The sequence below is a fragment of the Pseudomonas sp. S49 genome (assembly GCF_009866785.1).
GTDB lineage: Bacteria > Pseudomonadota > Gammaproteobacteria > Pseudomonadales > Pseudomonadaceae > Aquipseudomonas.
Map to the genome: position 1 here is coordinate 5,261,521 of NZ_CP019432.1, position 14,921 is coordinate 5,276,441.

16 protein-coding genes are annotated in these 14,921 nt (G+C 58.4%); 7 read left to right on the plus strand and 9 right to left on the minus strand.

What is annotated here, in order from left to right; all coding sequences use genetic code 11:
• The first annotated feature begins 338 nt into the window (after nt 1-338).
• Entirely contained in the window at nt 339-614 is a 276-nt protein-coding gene (locus PspS49_RS23130) for a hypothetical protein (protein WP_160041609.1), read from the plus strand.
• A 275-nt stretch (nt 615-889) separates the two neighbouring features.
• On the plus strand, nt 890-1,519 hold the full coding sequence (locus PspS49_RS23135) for a flavin reductase family protein (RefSeq protein WP_160041611.1): 630 nt from the start codon (nt 890-892) through the stop codon (nt 1,517-1,519).
• Nucleotides 1,520-1,523: 4 nt separating this feature from the next.
• Here the strand turns inward: PspS49_RS23135 and PspS49_RS23140 are convergent, their stop codons facing one another.
• Nucleotides 1,524-1,766 (minus strand): hypothetical protein, encoded by a 243-nt coding sequence (locus PspS49_RS23140; protein ID WP_038366794.1) that lies wholly within the window; start codon nt 1,764-1,766, stop codon nt 1,524-1,526.
• A 43-nt stretch (nt 1,767-1,809) separates the two neighbouring features.
• Nucleotides 1,810-2,163 carry an antibiotic biosynthesis monooxygenase family protein gene (locus PspS49_RS23145; protein ID WP_127929557.1) on the minus strand — a complete coding sequence of 118 codons (354 nt, stop codon included), beginning with the start codon at nt 2,161-2,163 and terminating at the stop codon, nt 1,810-1,812.
• 397 nt (nt 2,164-2,560) lie between these two features.
• On the opposite strand from PspS49_RS23145, the gene PspS49_RS23150 reads away from it, so the two are divergent.
• Nucleotides 2,561-3,490 (plus strand): AraC family transcriptional regulator, encoded by a 930-nt coding sequence (locus PspS49_RS23150; RefSeq protein WP_127929558.1) that lies wholly within the window; start codon nt 2,561-2,563, stop codon nt 3,488-3,490.
• A 319-nt stretch (nt 3,491-3,809) separates the two neighbouring features.
• Here the strand turns inward: PspS49_RS23150 and PspS49_RS23155 are convergent, their stop codons facing one another.
• Both PspS49_RS23155 and PspS49_RS23160 read right to left on the minus strand, forming a co-directional pair.
• Nucleotides 3,810-5,258 (minus strand): aldehyde dehydrogenase family protein, encoded by a 1,449-nt coding sequence (locus PspS49_RS23155; protein WP_174245135.1) that lies wholly within the window; start codon nt 5,256-5,258, stop codon nt 3,810-3,812.
• Nucleotides 5,258-6,895: a 5-guanidino-2-oxopentanoate decarboxylase gene (locus PspS49_RS23160; protein WP_160041615.1), complete on the minus strand. Its 1,638-nt coding sequence runs from the start codon at nt 6,893-6,895 to the stop codon at nt 5,258-5,260. Before PspS49_RS23160 ends, PspS49_RS23155 begins: the two co-directional genes overlap by 1 nt.
• A 166-nt stretch (nt 6,896-7,061) precedes the next feature.
• Between PspS49_RS23160 and PspS49_RS23165 the strand changes: the two genes are divergently transcribed.
• Nucleotides 7,062-7,943, plus strand: coding sequence for a LysR substrate-binding domain-containing protein (locus tag PspS49_RS23165; protein ID WP_160041617.1), 882 nt, complete (start codon nt 7,062-7,064; stop codon nt 7,941-7,943).
• Nucleotides 7,944-7,978: 35 nt separating this feature from the next.
• Here PspS49_RS23165 and PspS49_RS23170 read toward each other — a convergent pair whose 3' ends face one another.
• From PspS49_RS23170 to PspS49_RS23185, 4 genes are all read right to left on the minus strand, one after another.
• Nucleotides 7,979-8,446, minus strand: a complete 468-nt coding sequence (locus PspS49_RS23170; protein ID WP_160041619.1) for a hypothetical protein — start codon at nt 8,444-8,446, stop codon at nt 7,979-7,981.
• 34 nt (nt 8,447-8,480) lie between these two features.
• On the minus strand, nt 8,481-9,191 hold the full coding sequence (locus PspS49_RS23175; protein ID WP_160041621.1) for a hypothetical protein: 711 nt from the start codon (nt 9,189-9,191) through the stop codon (nt 8,481-8,483).
• Between the two features lie 350 nt (nt 9,192-9,541).
• On the minus strand, nt 9,542-10,171 hold the full coding sequence (locus tag PspS49_RS23180) for an NAD(P)-dependent oxidoreductase (RefSeq protein WP_160041623.1): 630 nt from the start codon (nt 10,169-10,171) through the stop codon (nt 9,542-9,544).
• A gap of 45 nt (nt 10,172-10,216) precedes the next feature.
• A complete protein-coding gene (locus tag PspS49_RS23185) occupies nt 10,217-11,095 on the minus strand; it encodes an MBL fold metallo-hydrolase (RefSeq protein WP_160041625.1) in 879 nt (292 codons plus the stop codon).
• A 114-nt stretch (nt 11,096-11,209) separates the two neighbouring features.
• On the opposite strand from PspS49_RS23185, the gene PspS49_RS23190 reads away from it, so the two are divergent.
• Entirely contained in the window at nt 11,210-12,115 is a 906-nt protein-coding gene (locus PspS49_RS23190; protein WP_202982095.1) for a LysR family transcriptional regulator, read from the plus strand.
• A gap of 217 nt (nt 12,116-12,332) precedes the next feature.
• On the plus strand, nt 12,333-12,509 hold the full coding sequence (locus PspS49_RS29725; protein ID WP_007912636.1) for a hypothetical protein: 177 nt from the start codon (nt 12,333-12,335) through the stop codon (nt 12,507-12,509).
• Between the two features lie 119 nt (nt 12,510-12,628).
• On the opposite strand, the gene PspS49_RS23195 is transcribed toward PspS49_RS29725, so the two are convergent.
• Nucleotides 12,629-13,513 carry a helix-turn-helix domain-containing protein gene (locus PspS49_RS23195; protein ID WP_150774286.1) on the minus strand — a complete coding sequence of 295 codons (885 nt, stop codon included), beginning with the start codon at nt 13,511-13,513 and terminating at the stop codon, nt 12,629-12,631.
• A gap of 177 nt (nt 13,514-13,690) precedes the next feature.
• Here PspS49_RS23195 and pobA point away from each other — a divergent pair, with 177 nt between their 5' ends.
• The gene (gene pobA, locus PspS49_RS23200) at nt 13,691-14,884 is read left to right on the plus strand and encodes a 4-hydroxybenzoate 3-monooxygenase (RefSeq protein WP_160041627.1); all 1,194 of its coding nucleotides are present in this window, start codon (nt 13,691-13,693) and stop codon (nt 14,882-14,884) included.
• Nucleotides 14,885-14,921: the final 37 nt, after the last annotated feature.

Genomic DNA, 14,921 nt, shown 5'->3' on the forward strand with positions numbered 1-14,921 from the left:
CGCGAGCAGGCTCACTCCTACAGGGGAAAACATTCCAAATGCAGGAGTGAGCCTGCTCGCGATTGGGGTCACCGCGTTATCCAGACCTGCATGAATAATTCCTCACATCCGCTGCCAAGCGATTAATCGCTAATTAATGCTGCCCCTTCATTGTGCAATCACCTGATCGATGACCTGCGCGACGCTCGCTCCGACGACGAAAGCGAATTCAATGCGCCGCCCTTAACATCAAGTTAATCGATTGTTTCTAGCATTAATTTGCGCTTTTTAATCAATTTAGTTGGCGTAGCATTAAACCCATGCAAGACACATCCGCCAACGAATCTGGAGTAACCGACATGAAAACCAAACTGATCCTCGCCCTGACCCTGTCCGTACTGGCCGCCAACACCTTCGCCGCCGACGGCTCGGACAAAACCAAATCCGCCGACTTCATCAACGGCGCCAGCGCCGCCATCGAAACCAGCCACACCGACACTTATGCCGCTGACGGTTTTGATAAAACCAATATTGGCAAAGCTGTTGCTGCCGATGGTTTCGACAAAACCAACCTGGGTAAAACGGTCGCGGCTGACGGCTTCGATAAAACCGGCACTGCCGCGGCTATCAGCTAAGTATCAGCAGTCCTCTCACAGCCCGGCTTCGGCCGGGCTTAGTCATTTCTGCGGGATGACAATCTCCTGAGTTCACATCAAACCCTGTGGGAGCGAGCCTGCTCGCGAAGACGTCGTGTCAGGCGATATCAATGCAACTGACCCGACGCTTTCGCGAGCAGGCTCGCTCCCACAGGGGAATTTCATAGCTTGGAATATCGGTGTCTGGCTGGAAATATGCGGCGTGTACTTGCACTATTGGCCACCTGACTCAGCACTCTCCAGGATCACCCACCATGCCCGATGACATCCACTTCTACGAACCCGCCAACGGCCACGGTCTGCCCCACGATCCGTTCAACGCCATCGTCGGTCCGCGCCCGATCGGCTGGATTTCTTCACAGGATGCCAACGGCCAGTTGAACCTGGCGCCGTACAGTTTCTTCAACGCCTTCAACTACATTCCGCCGATCATTGGTTTCTCCAGCGTCGGGCGCAAAGACAGCCTGAACAACATCGAGCAGACCGGCGAGTTCGTCTGGAACCTCGCCACCCGCCCGCTGGCCGAGCAGATGAACCAGAGCTGCGCGATGGTCGCGCCGCAGGTCAACGAGTTTGAATTGGCGGGATTGACGACCGTTGCGTCAAAAGTGATTTCAGTGCCACGGGTCGCCGAAAGCCCGGTGTCCTTCGAGTGCCAGGTCACACAGATCATTCAATTGCAGCGTGCCGATGGCGAGACGGTGCCGAGCTGGCTGATCCTCGGCGAAGTCGTCGCCGTGCACATCGCCAAGTGGCTGTTGAAGGACGGCATCTACGACACCGCCGCGGCAGAACCGATTCTGCGCGGCGGCGGGCCGGCGGATTACTTCCAGCTGGGGCCTGAGGCCCTGTTCAAGATGTGGCGTCCGGGCGCCAACAAGTAACGCGTTACCAGATCAACTCGGCGTCTTCAGTGACGCCTTTGAGGTTATCCAGTTCATTGATGGCAGCCTCGTCGGCGGCGATTGCGCCGGGGAAGACCTGATCATTCAGCAGCTTGTGAAAGCGTGGTGCACCGCCATCGACCAGGGCCTTTACCGCGATTGCCGCGTGATAGCCCTTGTTGCCGCCCAGCTCGACGGGGACGACTGCGGAAACTGCTTCGAAGTGTTCGAACTCTTTACGTGCCATGTCACACATCCCGGCTCAGACAAATAAGCCGGACATTAAACCCTCAACCGACGAGTTTGTGTACCGGTGCCGGGCATTGACCGAGGGCTTGCGCCGCCGATACGTCCTTGAAGGTGTGGAAGTCGAGGCTGTTGACCACCAGTTCCTGCACCAGCTCGGCGAAGATTTCCATCGACGGGCTGTTGAAATAGTTGGTCATCATTTGCTGACTGCTCCAGAACCCGGAGATCAGCCACAACTCGGGATCACACTGCGAATGCTGCAAGGCAAAGCTCAGGCAACCGGGGGCGGCGCGGGACGGATCGATCAACGCGCTCAGGCGTACACCGAGTTCCGCCGAACGCCCGGCGCGCGCTCGAACGAAGGCCATATGACTGACGGGAATCTGCTTGGACATGTTCAACCCTCCCAGGGAGTCGCGTGGCAGCCGGGGGACGGGCTGCGACAGGATCAAAGGTTAAGGGCCACGTGAACTCTGCCGTTAGTCGATTCCTGCCGCCGCGTTGCACAATCCTGCGAGACTGCATCCAGAACCTGTAATAACCTGTAAAACTGCGTCACACGTCTGTCATGCGCGTTTTGTGTAGGAGCTGTCGAAGGCTGCGATCTTTTGATTTTGCCTTGAAGATCAACAGATCGCAGCCTTCGGCAGCTCCTACAGGGTTGGATCGCGACAGGCGCGGGAACACCCCGGGGCAGAATCAGGCAAGCATTTCGCAGGATGTGTCTACCGCTGGCGCTTGCACAAACATATGCTCTGCTCCATTCCACCTCCCCTGCCGAGGATGCCGTGCATGACGTCATTCGATCGTTTTCAAGCCGAACCCAGCGCTGACATGGAAAAACAGCGCGCGGAACTGGCGGCGATCATCCGCCGCAACACAACTGACGATGGCAGCTACGAGACCGCCATCGGCTCGCTGTTCATGTCGCGCCACACAAAATCCCACGACTTTGCCCCGGTGCTCGCGCAACCGGCGCTGTGCATCATGGCGCAGGGACGCAAAGAGGTGCGGCTGGCCGATGAGTACTTCAATTACGACCCGCTGAATTATCTGGTGGTGTCGGTTTCGATGCCGTTGAGCGGGCGCGTGGTCAATGTCTCACCGGAAGAACCGATCCTCGCCGTGCGCCTGGATATCGACCCGACAGAAATCACCGCACTGATCGCCGACGCTGGCCCCATGGGCGTGCCGACCCGGCCGACCGGGCGTGGTTTGTATGTCGAGCAGATCGACAGTTCCATGCTCGATGCCGTGTTGCGTCTGGCGCGCCTGCTCGATGCGCCGAAAGACATCGCCATGCTCGCGCCGCTGATTCGCCGGGAGATTCTTTATCGCCTGCTGCGCAGTCCGCAGGGGCATCGTTTGTATGAAATCGCGATTGCCAACAGTCAGAGCCATCGCATCAGTCAGGCGATCAAATGGTTGAACGGCAATTTTGAACAGCCATTGCGCATTGATGATCTGGCGAAAGAAGTGAACCTCAGCGTGTCGACCTTGCATCACCGCTTCAAAGCGATGACGGCGATGAGTCCGCTGCAGTATCAGAAGCAGTTGCGTTTGCAGGAAGCGCGGCGTTTGATGCTGGCCGAAGGGCTGGAAGCTTCGGCGGCGGGGTATCGGGTGGGGTATGAAAGTCCGTCGCAGTTCAGCCGCGAGTACAGCCGCTTGTTTGGTGCGCCGCCGTTGCGGGATCTGGCGCGGTTGCGGCTTTCGGTGTGACCGTTAGAAGCCCCTCACCCTAGCCCTCTCCCGGAGGGAGAGGGGACTGATTGGGGGATATTGAAGAGATTCACCGACTTGAACGATTGGCTTTGAATCCATAATCAACTCGATTTTTCAGGTCGGCGAACATCGGCGAACATCGCCGGACACCGCGGTCGGCCCCCTCTCCCACCGGGAGAGGGCTGAGGTGAGGGTCGGCTTTCCAAGTGCTTTGACCAATCCATAATCGACTGGATTTTTCAGGTCGATGGACAGCGCCAGACACCTCGGTCGGCTCCCTCTCCCTCCGGGAGAGGGCTGGGGTGAGGGTCGGCTTTTACACCGCCCGAATCACATGCTTGATCTCCTGAAACGCCGCCAACCCCCAAGGCCCTAACTCACGACCAATACTGCTCTGCTTGTACCCGCCCCACGCCGCCTGCGGGAAAATCACTTGCGGTGCATTGATCCACACCATCCCCGCCTGCAAGGCATTGGCCACGCGGTCCGCCGCAGCAGCATCGCTCGTCACCACACTGGCCACCAAACCAAACGGCGTGTCATTGGCCAAGGCAATCGCCTGTGCTTCAGTGGTGAAACTGCGCACACACAACACCGGCCCGAAAATTTCTTCACACCACAGCGCGCTGTCCAGCGGCACATCGGTAAACACTGTCGGCTGCAAGAAATAGCCGCGCGGCAGTTCCGCCGGGCGATTGCCGCCGCAGATCAATCGCGCACCCGCGCTCAAGCCACGATCGATGTGCCCAAGCACTCGCTGATACTGCGCCTGATTGACCAGCGCACCCATTTCCACCTCCGCATCGAACGGATCGGCCACACGAATGGCCTGCGCACGTTTCTGCAAGCGACGGAGGAATTGCTCTTCCAGCTCATCAGCCACCAGCACACGGCTGGTCGCCGAACACATCTGCCCGGCATTGAAAAACGCGCCGCCACAGGCCAGCTCAACCGCCAGATCGAGATCAGCATCCGCCAACACCAGCAGCGAAGATTTGCCGCCCAATTCCAGGCTGACGCCCTTCACCGTTTCCGCCGCACGCTGCATCACCTGCACGCCGACCGCATTGCTGCCGGTAAAGGAAATTTTGGCGATGCGCGGATCCGCCGACAATGGCGCACCGACCGCCAGTCCTGTGCCGCAGACAAGATTGAAAACGCCGTTTGGCAGACCCGACTCCGCGATGATCGCCGCCAGTTCCAGCTCCGGCAGCGGCGTTACCTCTGAAGGTTTCAGCACCACGCAACAACCCGCCGCCAACGCTGGCGCGAGTTTCCACGCCGTAGTGACCATCGGGAAATTCCACGGCACGATCAGCCCGACCACTCCGCACGGTTCGCGGCGCAGACGTGCGCTGAAATCATCGCTGGGCAGCGGCACGTTGCTGTCCTGTCTGGCGTCGAGGCCTTCGGCGAGTTCGGCGTAATACTCGAACGTGGCGATGACATCGTCGACGTCGATGGCCGCTTCGAACTGCGGTTTGCCGTTGTTGCTCGATTGCAGGTTCATCAAGTGCTCGCGACCATTGCGCACACCATTGGCGATGTTGCGCAGGATCGCCCCGCGTTCGGCACCGCTGGTTTGCGACCAGTTTTTGAACGCTTCGCTGGCGGCCGCGACGGCTTGATCGACTGCTTGCTCGTCACCGCCATTGACCGTGGTCAGCAGCGCTTCGGTGGCCGGGTTGATCACCCGCAGATGTTCGCGGCCGGCCGACCATTGACCGTTGATGTAGAGGCCGTCGAGTGTGGTCGGGAAACTGATCATTGCGCCACCGCCTTCATCCATTGGCTCTGGTCGATTTCAATCAGGGTCGGGCCCTGACGATCGCTCGCACAACGCAGCGCGCTGCGCAGTTGTTCGATGCTGCTGATCGCTTCAGCCGCGCAGCCGAGGCCCTTCGCCACAGCGACGAAATCCGGGGTGTAGATATCCACGCCGACCGGCTCGATGGCACGGTTGACCATGTACTTCTTGATCTCTTCGTAGCCCTGGTTATTCCACAGCAGGACGATCACCGGCACCCGCGCTTCGACGGCGCTGGCCAGTTCCGGCAGGGTGAATTGCAGGCCGCCGTCGCCGATCAGGCACACCACCGGTGGCCGCGCGCCTTGGTCGGTTTGACCGCCGAGCCAGGCGCCAATCGCCGCCGGCAAGGCGTAGCCGAGCGTGCCGTAGCCGGTCGACGCGTTGAACCAGCGGCGCGGGTGATCCGGGTTGAACGTCAGGTTGCCGGTATACACCGGTTGCGTCGAGTCGCCGACGAACACGGCGTTGGGCAGCTCTTCGAGTACGGTGTCGAGGAAGCGGGTTTGCGCGAGGGTCGGCGCGTCCCAGCTCGCGGCCAGTTCGGCGCGCAGTTTGCCGGCACGAGCCTGGCCCCAATCGCTGCTGCGCTCACCGAGTTTTTCCTGCGACAGCGCATCCAGCAAGGCCTGCACGGCGTTGCGCGCATCGGCCACCAGTGCCAGGAGCGGCGGGTAGTTGCGCACGGTCTGATCGGCGTCGATGTCGATACGCAGCAGCTTGCCGGGAATCTCGAAACCGCCCGCGAAAGTAACGTCGTAATCGGTCTCGGCCAACTCCGTGCCGATGGCCAAAACCACGTCGGCATCAGCCACCAGCGCGCGGGTGGCAACCAGCGTCTGAGTCGAGCCGATCAGCAGCGGATGATTGCCCGGCAGCATGCCTTTGGCGTTGATGGTCAGCGCCACCGGAGCGCCGAGCAACTCGGCGAGTCGAGTCAATTCCGGCGCTGCGTCAATGGCACCGCCGCCAGCCAGAATCAGCGGACGTCTGGCTTCAGCCAGCAGCTCGCTCATGCATTTGACGGCCGCTGGCGCAGCGCCGGCGCGGTCGATATTGACCGGTACGCTGGCGAGCAATTCATCGGCGTTTTCGACCAGCACGTCCAACGGAATTTCGATGTGCACCGGACGTGGACGGCCGGCCTGGAACAACGCAAAAGCACGCGCCAGCACCACCGGCAATTCGGCGGCGGACATCAAGGTATGCGAGAACGCCGCAACACCTGCGACCAGTGCACTCTGGTTCGGCAATTCGTGCAGCTTGCCGCGCCCACCGCCCAACTGACTGCGAGATTGCACACTGGAGATCACCAGCATCGGGATCGAATCGGCATACGCCTGGCCCATCGCCGTGGTGATGTTGGTCATGCCTGGCCCGGTGATGATGAAGCACACGCCCGGTTTGCCAGCGGTGCGCGCGTAGCCGTCAGCCATGAAACCGGCGCCCTGCTCATGCCGAGGCGTGACGTGACGAATGCTCGAACGCGCCAGCCCACGATACAGCTCCACGGTATGTACGCCAGGAATGCCGAACACCTGCTTGACCCCGTAACCTTCGAGTAACTTGACCAGTACTTCGCCACACGTCGCCATGTCGATTGCCCTTCTTGTTCGCTGAAGACACAGAACCAATGTGGGAGCGAGCCTGCTCGCTCCCACAGGGACCGTGGAATGACTTCATTGGAACGGTCGGCAGGTAGCGGCAACAATCGATTAAAAGTCATACTAGCCATGTCCTCACGTCATGCCTTGGATCCCCATGAAACGCCTGCCTCCCCTGCCCGCCCTGCACACCTTTCTGATCACCGCGCAGTGCTGCAACTTCACCCGCGCCGCCGAGCAGTTGCACATCACCCAGGGCGCAGTGAGCCGGCAGATCGCCGGGCTGGAAGAGCATCTCGGTTATCCGCTGTTCATCCGCCTGGCCCGGGGCCTGGCGCTGACCGCCGAAGGACGTGAATGGCTGCCGCGTGTGGAAAAAGTCTTCGGCCTGATCAGCGAAGCCACCGAGCAAATCGGCCTGCAGCGCGAAACCCTGCAACTCAAAGCGCCGAGCTGCGTGATGCGCTGGCTGCTGCCGCGCTTGCTGCAATGGCAAAAAGAACGCCCGGATGTGCCAGTCAAACTGACCACCACCCTCGCCCATGGCGTCGACTTTCAGCGTGAGCAATTCGATGCAGCGGTGATCTACGGGACGCCGCCGGACAACTCCTCCACTGCACTGCATCTGTTCGATGAACAACTGACACCGGTCTGCTCACCGGTACTATTAAAAGGCCCACCGGCACTGGCCGACCCGGCTGATCTGCAACAGCATCTGCTGTTGCATCCGACCCGCAATATCCAGGACTGGACGGTGTGGCTGACGGCGGCTGAGCTGCAATTGAACAACGTCAACATGGGCCAGCATTTCGAAACGCTGGATCAGGCGATGTCGATGGCGTCTCACGGGACCGGGGTGGCGATTGGTGATTGGTCGTTGATCGGCGACGACTTGCGTGCTGGACTACTGGTGATGCCGTTTGAGTTGAAGGTGAAGACGGGGCTGGCGTATTACGTGGTGGTGCCACAGGGCGAGCAACCGTCGCCGCAGTTGGAGGAGTTGATGATCTGGCTGGTGGAGCAGGCGCATACTCGCTGACTAGATTTTTCCGGCTGATGCCGACCTAGCTTCATTCATTTTGTCTCTGTGCCGTTGAGGATCTTGGTGGGTCTCTGGACAAGTGAAAGAAACTCAGGAAAACCAGCGCTCCATGCCTGTAGCGCTTCGAAGTGAACTGCACCAAACTCGATACCTTCCCCGCGATACAACTGCTGGTTAATCAATTCAAGGTTACGCAAGGTTCTTTGTGGATTGAATTTTTTGTAGGTGTGGACGATCAGGAAGAATGGAGACTTTTCTCGAGAGGTGTGGAGTTGGTTTAGAAGAACATATTGACCAACGAGCAGTTTTGCCATGTTGGCCGAGTCGATTTCGATCAAGTACTCGATCCCATCATGCTCCAACGATTCGTCGACTGAAATCTGGACGTTACCACATACAAATTTACGCTTCCCCAATAGCTTCACATCCAGAGTTCGGGACATCAGCTCTTTGAATTTTTTTTCGTTAGAACCTGCAGTCGTGCGTTCAATGATGTCCATTCTTTTTTTATCCTGTGTATTGTTTTTAAGGCTTTTACTGTTTCTCGTTTTTTCCGTGTACCAATGGCCGGGTAGCCCGAGCTGACATTTCTTCAAAAACAACCACTACACCTGGGAAGTGGTGACGACTATTACAATAAAAGCTGCCGCCAGATTCGGGAAAAATATAGGCAAATGAGGTTTTTCGTTTTGGCCGACTACGAAATTTTCCCATCAACTCAAGCCAGTCAGCCACCTTCCTGCGAACGGCTACACAATTTATTAATCCGTCGTCCAAACGAACATCCGTAATGGAGAGTGTCGGGACAATAAAGGTTACTGCAAAGCGTCGGTCTGCCTCATTCAGCGAAAGGAGCCAGCAATCTGCCCATGCTAGAGCCTGAGCATGACGCACATATTTTTTGAGATCGCCCTCGCCGGTAATAGGCTGCCAAGCTTGCTTGGCTTCGATGGCAAACGATGTTTTAGGGGAGGAAATCACTAAGTCGCATCTACCTCGCCGCAAAGCTCCTGAATCTACCCCCTTAAGATGATTTCCCCGTTTAGAAGTATTGAACTCCTCAATTGCCACCCAACCATCGAGGCTCCAGGCAGCACCCGCCAACGTGCTAAGCGTTGCACGCTCGTTGTACCACCAGCAATTGTCTTCGGTGAACACCTTAGAGTAACGCTCAACGGCCGCTAGCCATGCATCTAAAAGCGCGACTAATTCTGGATCGCCCCCATGTACCGACACTTTTTTCAACGGTTTGAAGTCCTTTCAGCGTGATGTTGCCGAGTTCAAGGGTTGCTTGCAGAGACATAGATGCAAACCCGTTACCAAAACCTGAACAGTGCTGTCGAATAAAGTCGTGATGATAACCGTGCGGATTGGAAAAGAAGAGTGTCTGAAGGTTGAACGCAGTCGTGGTAATAATCAGGGCTCTGACTATGCTCGCTAATCGATATGTCAAAAGCCTGAATGCGCAGGAATTCATCGCATAGGCAGAACTCAAGCCCAAACAGGAAAACAAATACTAGGGAGCATCAGTAAAAACTGGACGGATTCCCTGCCGCCTCACCAATGCCCCCGCTACCGCACTGAATCCGCCAAACTCAATAACCAACAGTAAACCGCTGACGCGAATGCTTCGGCGTTTCCACTTCGTCGATCAGCGCAATCGCGTAATCAGCAAAAGTAATCCAGCTACGCCCCTCGGCACTCACCAGCAAATGATCCTCGCCGACACGGAAACTACCCGTGCGCTCCCCTTCGACAAACTCCGCCGACGGCGACAGGAAGGTCCAGTCCAGATCCTGCTCCTGACGCAACGCCTCAAGAAATGCCGCACCAGCACTGGCTTCCGCTTTGTACTCCGCCGGGAAACCCGCACTGTCGATCACTCGCGTGTCGTCCGGCAACAACAACGAACCGGCACCACCCACCACCAACAGACGCTTCACTCCCGCCTGCTTCACTCCCGCCTGCTTCACTGGCCCAACAATAGCGCTCGCAGGCACGGTGGCGAAATGCGCAGCGGTGATCACCACGTCGTGACCGACCACTGCGTCTTGCAACGCTGCGGCATCCAGCACATCGACATTCTTGCTGACCACACCGGCACGCGCGCCGATCTTCGAGGTATCGCGGGCGATAGCGGTTACGCTGTGGCCACGACGCAGGGCTTCTTCCAGCAGTTGGCTACCGGCACGGCCGGTGGCACCAATGATTGCGATCTTGCTCATGACATTCTCCAGTTGGCTTGAGAGTGCTGCGTTTTCAGAATCGGCTTACCACTTCATTTCGCCCTTGGCGACTTTCGCGCTCAGCTCCAGCGAGCTTTCTTCACCCAGTTTCGGGTAGCGTTTTTTCATCGCGGCGATCAGTGCGGCGGAGTCTTTGGCCTTGGCGGTTTCAGCGTCGAACGCCTTGATGTAGTCGGCAGTGAACTTCACGCTGGCCAGCGAACGACTGCTGTTGCCGAGGTAATGACCCGGCACCACGGTGTTCGGCTTGAGGGTTTCGATCGAGTGCAGGGTTTCCAGCCAGTCGGCGTGGGATTGCGCGGTCTGGGTGTCGGCCATCCATACGTGAATGTTCTCGGCGACGACCACGCCACCGACCACGGCTTTGAGCGACGGGATCCACACAAAGCTGCGATCCGGCTGCTTGCCTTCGAGGCCGACCACCTGCAATTTCTCCCCTTCGAGCATCAGGCTGTCGCCCTTGAGCACACCCGGCACGATGGTTTTCGCCGGAACGTCGGCGCCCATTTTCGGGCCCCAGAAGGCCAGTTTGCCGGCGACGGTTTTATTGATGTGGTCGACGGTCGGCTGCGACGCCAGCACCTTGGCGTCCGGGAAGGCTTGGGTCAGGGTATCGAGGCCGAAGTAGTAATCCGGGTCACCATGGCTGATGTAAATGGTGGTCAGGTGCTTGCCGCTGGCGCGGATCTTTTCCACCACCTGTTCAGCCTGGGATTTGCCGAATTGTGCATCAACGAGGATCGCGTCTTTCTCGCCGCTGACCAGCACCGAGGTCACCGGAAAAATCGCGTTGGTTCCCGGGTTGTAAACGTCGAGGGTCAAGTTGGCTGCGGCGGCATGCGCGGCGAAACCCAGGGAAGCGCTGGCGAGCAGAACGCGTTTGAGTGTGGTGAAGCCGATCATCTATTGCTCCGGTGTCCGAATGCCGTGTTAGGCGATGGGACAGAGCTTAGTTGCCTGACTCGGTACAAAAAATGCGATGCTTGAACATAGTTTGTTTCTGAAAGCGGGCAAATCATGGATCGTCTCCAAGCAATGCGGGTGTTTGTCACCGTGGTGGATCTGGGCAGCCAGTCGGCAGCGGCCGATCATCTGGGCCTTTCGCGACCCGTGGTTTCGCGTTATCTGGCAGAGCTGGAAGACTGGGTCGGCGCACGCCTGATGCACCGCACCACGCGTAAATTGAGCCTGACCGCTGCCGGCAGTGAAATTCTGCCGCGCTGCCGGCAGATGCTTGAACTGTCGACGGACATGCAGGCCGCCGTCAGCGAACCCCACGATACCCCGCGCGGCTTGCTGCGGATCAGCGTCAGCACCTCGTTCGGCCAGGCGCAACTGGCCGATGCGATGGCTGCGTACGTCAAGCGTTACCCCGGTGTCAGCATCGATCTGCAAATGCTCGATCGCACGGTGAATCTGGTGGATGAACGGATCGATCTGGCGATTCGTACCAGTAACGATCTCGACCCCAACCTGATCGCCCGACGCCTGACCGTTTGTCGTTCGGTGGTGTGTGCCGCGCCGGCTTATCTGCAAGAACAGCCGGCGCCGTTGCGGGTCGAGGAATTGAGTCGGCATAACTGCCTGACGCACTCGTATTTCGGCAAGAGCCTGTGGCATTTCGAGGAAGATGGCGAACCGGTTTCGGTGCCGGTGCAGGGCAATATCAGCGCCAACGAAGCCAGCACGTTGCTGCGCGCGACACTGGCGGGTGCGGGAGTGGCGATGCTGCCGACGTATCAGGCCGGGGTGCATATTCACAGCGGTGAGCTGGTTCGACTGCTGCCCCATGCGGAGCCGCGGCAGATGAGCATCTACGCGGTGTACGCCTCGCGCAAACACATGCCGGCGGCGCTGCGTAGCATGCTGGATTTTCTGGTGCTCAGATTTCCGGAAAATCCCGAATGGGATATCGGCCTGTAAACCCGATCCCCTGTAGGCCTTCGCCTGCTCGCGAAAGCGGTGTCTCAGTTACTGAAAGGTTGGCTGAACGGACGCGTTCGCGAGCAGGCTCGCTCCCACAGTGGCTATCGATGTGCTGAATGGCGGGTTACAAGCTCAAGCACACTCGCTGGCAACTCCCCACCGCTGACCTATGCTGAAAGTAATACCGCAGGGTATGCGTTCAGAGGTCTACGCCATGAACATCAAAACAAGAAGGTACGTCGCGATTTTCATTACCTGCGCCGCCACGCTGGCGCTGTACGGCACCGCTGCCTGGCGGGTCGAACAGCTGCGACAGTTGCCGCGCGAGTACGCGAGCTGCAATTTCGAGCGCTGTATTCCGCACAATGCCACGCTGAACGCATTGCGCTGATATTCAACTGTAGGAGTGAGCCTGCTCGCGATAGCGGTGTGTCATTCAGATAAAGTTTGACTGACACACCGCTATCGCGAGCAGGCTCACTCCTACAGGGGTTTTGTGGTGTCTGTGAGTTATTGATCGGCCTTCAGGCTGTCGCGGAAAGCCTTGGGCGAGATCCCCACCCGGCGCCGGAACAGGCGCGTGAAGTTGGTCGGATCGGAAAACCCCAACAACTCCGACATCTCGTAAATCGTCATGCTGGTGTACGTCAGCAAGCGCTTGGCTTCCAGCAATTGACGTTCGTGCATGATCTGCAACGCCGGCTGCCCCGCCAATTCTCGGCAGGTGCCGTTGAGGTGCGACACAGAAATCCCCAAGCGATGCGCGAGGTCTTCGACCTTCACGTGCTGGCGATATGTCTCTTCGACCAATTGAATAAAACCGTTGAGGTATTCGCGCTGACGCTGCGGCCGCTGACTGGCTTTGTGGCGCACGATCGCCTGCCGGCTGACCCAGACCATGATCACGCTGACCAGCGAATGCATGAGCATTTCCCGCGCCGGTTGGTGACCGTTGTATTCGGCCTGCAACGCCGAGAACAGGCTGTTGAGGTAATCGCCGTCGTTGCCTGCCGGGTAGTTTTGCGCGCTGGCCAGCGCATGTACCGAATCGCCCAGTTGCGCCTGCAAGTGGTTGATCAGCGGTGTGGCGAGGGTAACGATGAACCCTTCGACGTCTTCGGAAAAACGAAAGCCGTGCACCGACAACGGTGGCAGCACTTGAATCGCCGGGGTCTGGAGTTGCGTGCGTTGCCCTTCGATCTCAAGCTCTGCCTGACCTTTGAAGACGAAGAGTAACTGGCACAAATCAGCATGGCGGTGGGGTTTGATTTCCCACTCGTGTTCGCGACTGCGGGAGGAAATGGTTTCACAGTGCAGCAAGTCAGGGGTCGGCCAGTCCAGGCTTTCACCGTAGAGCTTGAACACTGGAATCGAAGGCAGCTCAGGCTTGTTCATCACTTCAATCCAGGCCTCGGGGTTGTGGGCGATAATCGCACCGATTGGCAGAATGTACAGGTATCGGCTCAGTTTTCACCTTCAATTGACAGACCCGCAAGGGAAAAATGCAAGCACTCGATCCATAAAAATCATTCACCGGTCTTGGCCGCGTGAAGCTTGCGAGTCATAAAAACAATGAAAACGCTGAAAACCCAAGTCGCCATCATCGGCGCCGGTCCGTCCGGATTGCTCCTCGGCCAGTTGTTGCACAACGCCGGTATCGACACCCTCATCCTCGAACGTCAAACCCCCGATTATGTCCTCAGTCGCATCCGCGCCGGGGTGCTTGAACAAGGCATGGTAGAGCTGTTGCGTCAGGCTGGCGTGAGTCAGCGCATGGACGCCGAAGGGTTGGTGCATGGCGGTTTCGATCTGGCTTTGGACGGGCGTCAAGTGCACATCGATCTGCACGCGCTGACTGGCGGCAAGACTGTGATGATCTACGGCCAGACCGAAGTGACTCGCGACCTGATGGCCGCTCGTCGGGAGGCCGGCGCGCCGACGATTTACCAGGCGAGCAATGTCGTTCCTCATGCCATGAAAAGCGACGAGGCGTTTGTCACCTTTGAAAAGGACGGCGAAACCTTTCGCGTCGATTGCGACTACATCGCCGGCTGCGACGGTTTCCATGGTGTAGCCCGGCAGTCGATTCCGGCCGATAGCCTGAAGGTGTTCGAGCGGGTTTATCCGTTTGGCTGGCTGGGGATTCTCGCCGACACCCCGCCGGTGCATGACGAATTGGTCTACGCCCGCCATGAACGCGGCTTCGCCCTGTGCAGCATGCGTTCGGCCACCCGCACCCGGTATTACCTGCAAGTGCCGGCGGATGAGAAGGTCGATGACTGGAGCGATCAGCGCTTCTGGGATGAGTTGAAAAATCGCCTGCCGGTGGCGCTCGCGGAGAAACTGGTCACAGGCCCTTCGATCGAGAAAAGCATCGCGCCGCTGCGCAGTTTTGTCGTCGAGCCGATGCAGTACGGACGGATGTTTCTGGTCGGAGACGCCGCGCATATCGTCCCGCCTACCGGCGCCAAGGGTTTGAACCTGGCCGCCAGTGACGTGAGTACGCTGTTCAATATTCTGCTGAAGGTTTACCGCGACGGGCGCACCGATCTGCTGGAGAAATACTCGGAAATCTGCCTGCGCCGAGTGTGGAAAGCCGAGCGCTTTTCCTGGTGGATGACTTCGATGCTGCACCGCTTCGACGATCACGATGACTTCAGCCAGCGCATCAGCGCTTCGGAACTGGACTACTTTGTCAGTTCAGAGGCAGGGCGAAAAACCATTGCAGAAAATTATGTCGGACTTCCGTACGAGGCTATCGAATAGCTTCCTACCGACTTACACTGGCGAGCATCAACCCGCG

Excerpts from the sequence above, each read along its gene's own strand:
- PspS49_RS23130 (WP_160041609.1), top strand. The coding sequence starts at position 339 with ATGAAAACCAAACTGATCCTCGCCCTGACCCTGTCCGTACTGGCCGCC.
- PspS49_RS23135 (WP_160041611.1), top strand. The coding sequence starts at position 890 with ATGCCCGATGACATCCACTTCTACGAACCCGCCAACGGCCACGGTCTG.
- PspS49_RS23140 (WP_038366794.1), bottom strand. The coding sequence starts at position 1,766 with ATGGCACGTAAAGAGTTCGAACACTTCGAAGCAGTTTCCGCAGTCGTC.
- PspS49_RS23145 (WP_127929557.1), bottom strand. The coding sequence starts at position 2,163 with ATGTCCAAGCAGATTCCCGTCAGTCATATGGCCTTCGTTCGAGCGCGC.
- PspS49_RS23150 (WP_127929558.1), top strand. The coding sequence starts at position 2,561 with ATGACGTCATTCGATCGTTTTCAAGCCGAACCCAGCGCTGACATGGAA.
- PspS49_RS23160 (WP_160041615.1), bottom strand. The coding sequence starts at position 6,895 with ATGGCGACGTGTGGCGAAGTACTGGTCAAGTTACTCGAAGGTTACGGG.
- PspS49_RS23165 (WP_160041617.1), top strand. The coding sequence starts at position 7,062 with ATGAAACGCCTGCCTCCCCTGCCCGCCCTGCACACCTTTCTGATCACC.
- PspS49_RS23170 (WP_160041619.1), bottom strand. The coding sequence starts at position 8,446 with ATGGACATCATTGAACGCACGACTGCAGGTTCTAACGAAAAAAAATTC.
- PspS49_RS23180 (WP_160041623.1), bottom strand. The coding sequence starts at position 10,171 with ATGAGCAAGATCGCAATCATTGGTGCCACCGGCCGTGCCGGTAGCCAA.
- PspS49_RS23185 (WP_160041625.1), bottom strand. The coding sequence starts at position 11,095 with ATGATCGGCTTCACCACACTCAAACGCGTTCTGCTCGCCAGCGCTTCC.
- PspS49_RS23190 (WP_202982095.1), top strand. The coding sequence starts at position 11,210 with ATGGATCGTCTCCAAGCAATGCGGGTGTTTGTCACCGTGGTGGATCTG.
- PspS49_RS29725 (WP_007912636.1), top strand. The coding sequence starts at position 12,333 with ATGAACATCAAAACAAGAAGGTACGTCGCGATTTTCATTACCTGCGCC.
- PspS49_RS23195 (WP_150774286.1), bottom strand. The coding sequence starts at position 13,513 with ATGAACAAGCCTGAGCTGCCTTCGATTCCAGTGTTCAAGCTCTACGGT.
- pobA (WP_160041627.1), top strand. The coding sequence starts at position 13,691 with ATGAAAACGCTGAAAACCCAAGTCGCCATCATCGGCGCCGGTCCGTCC.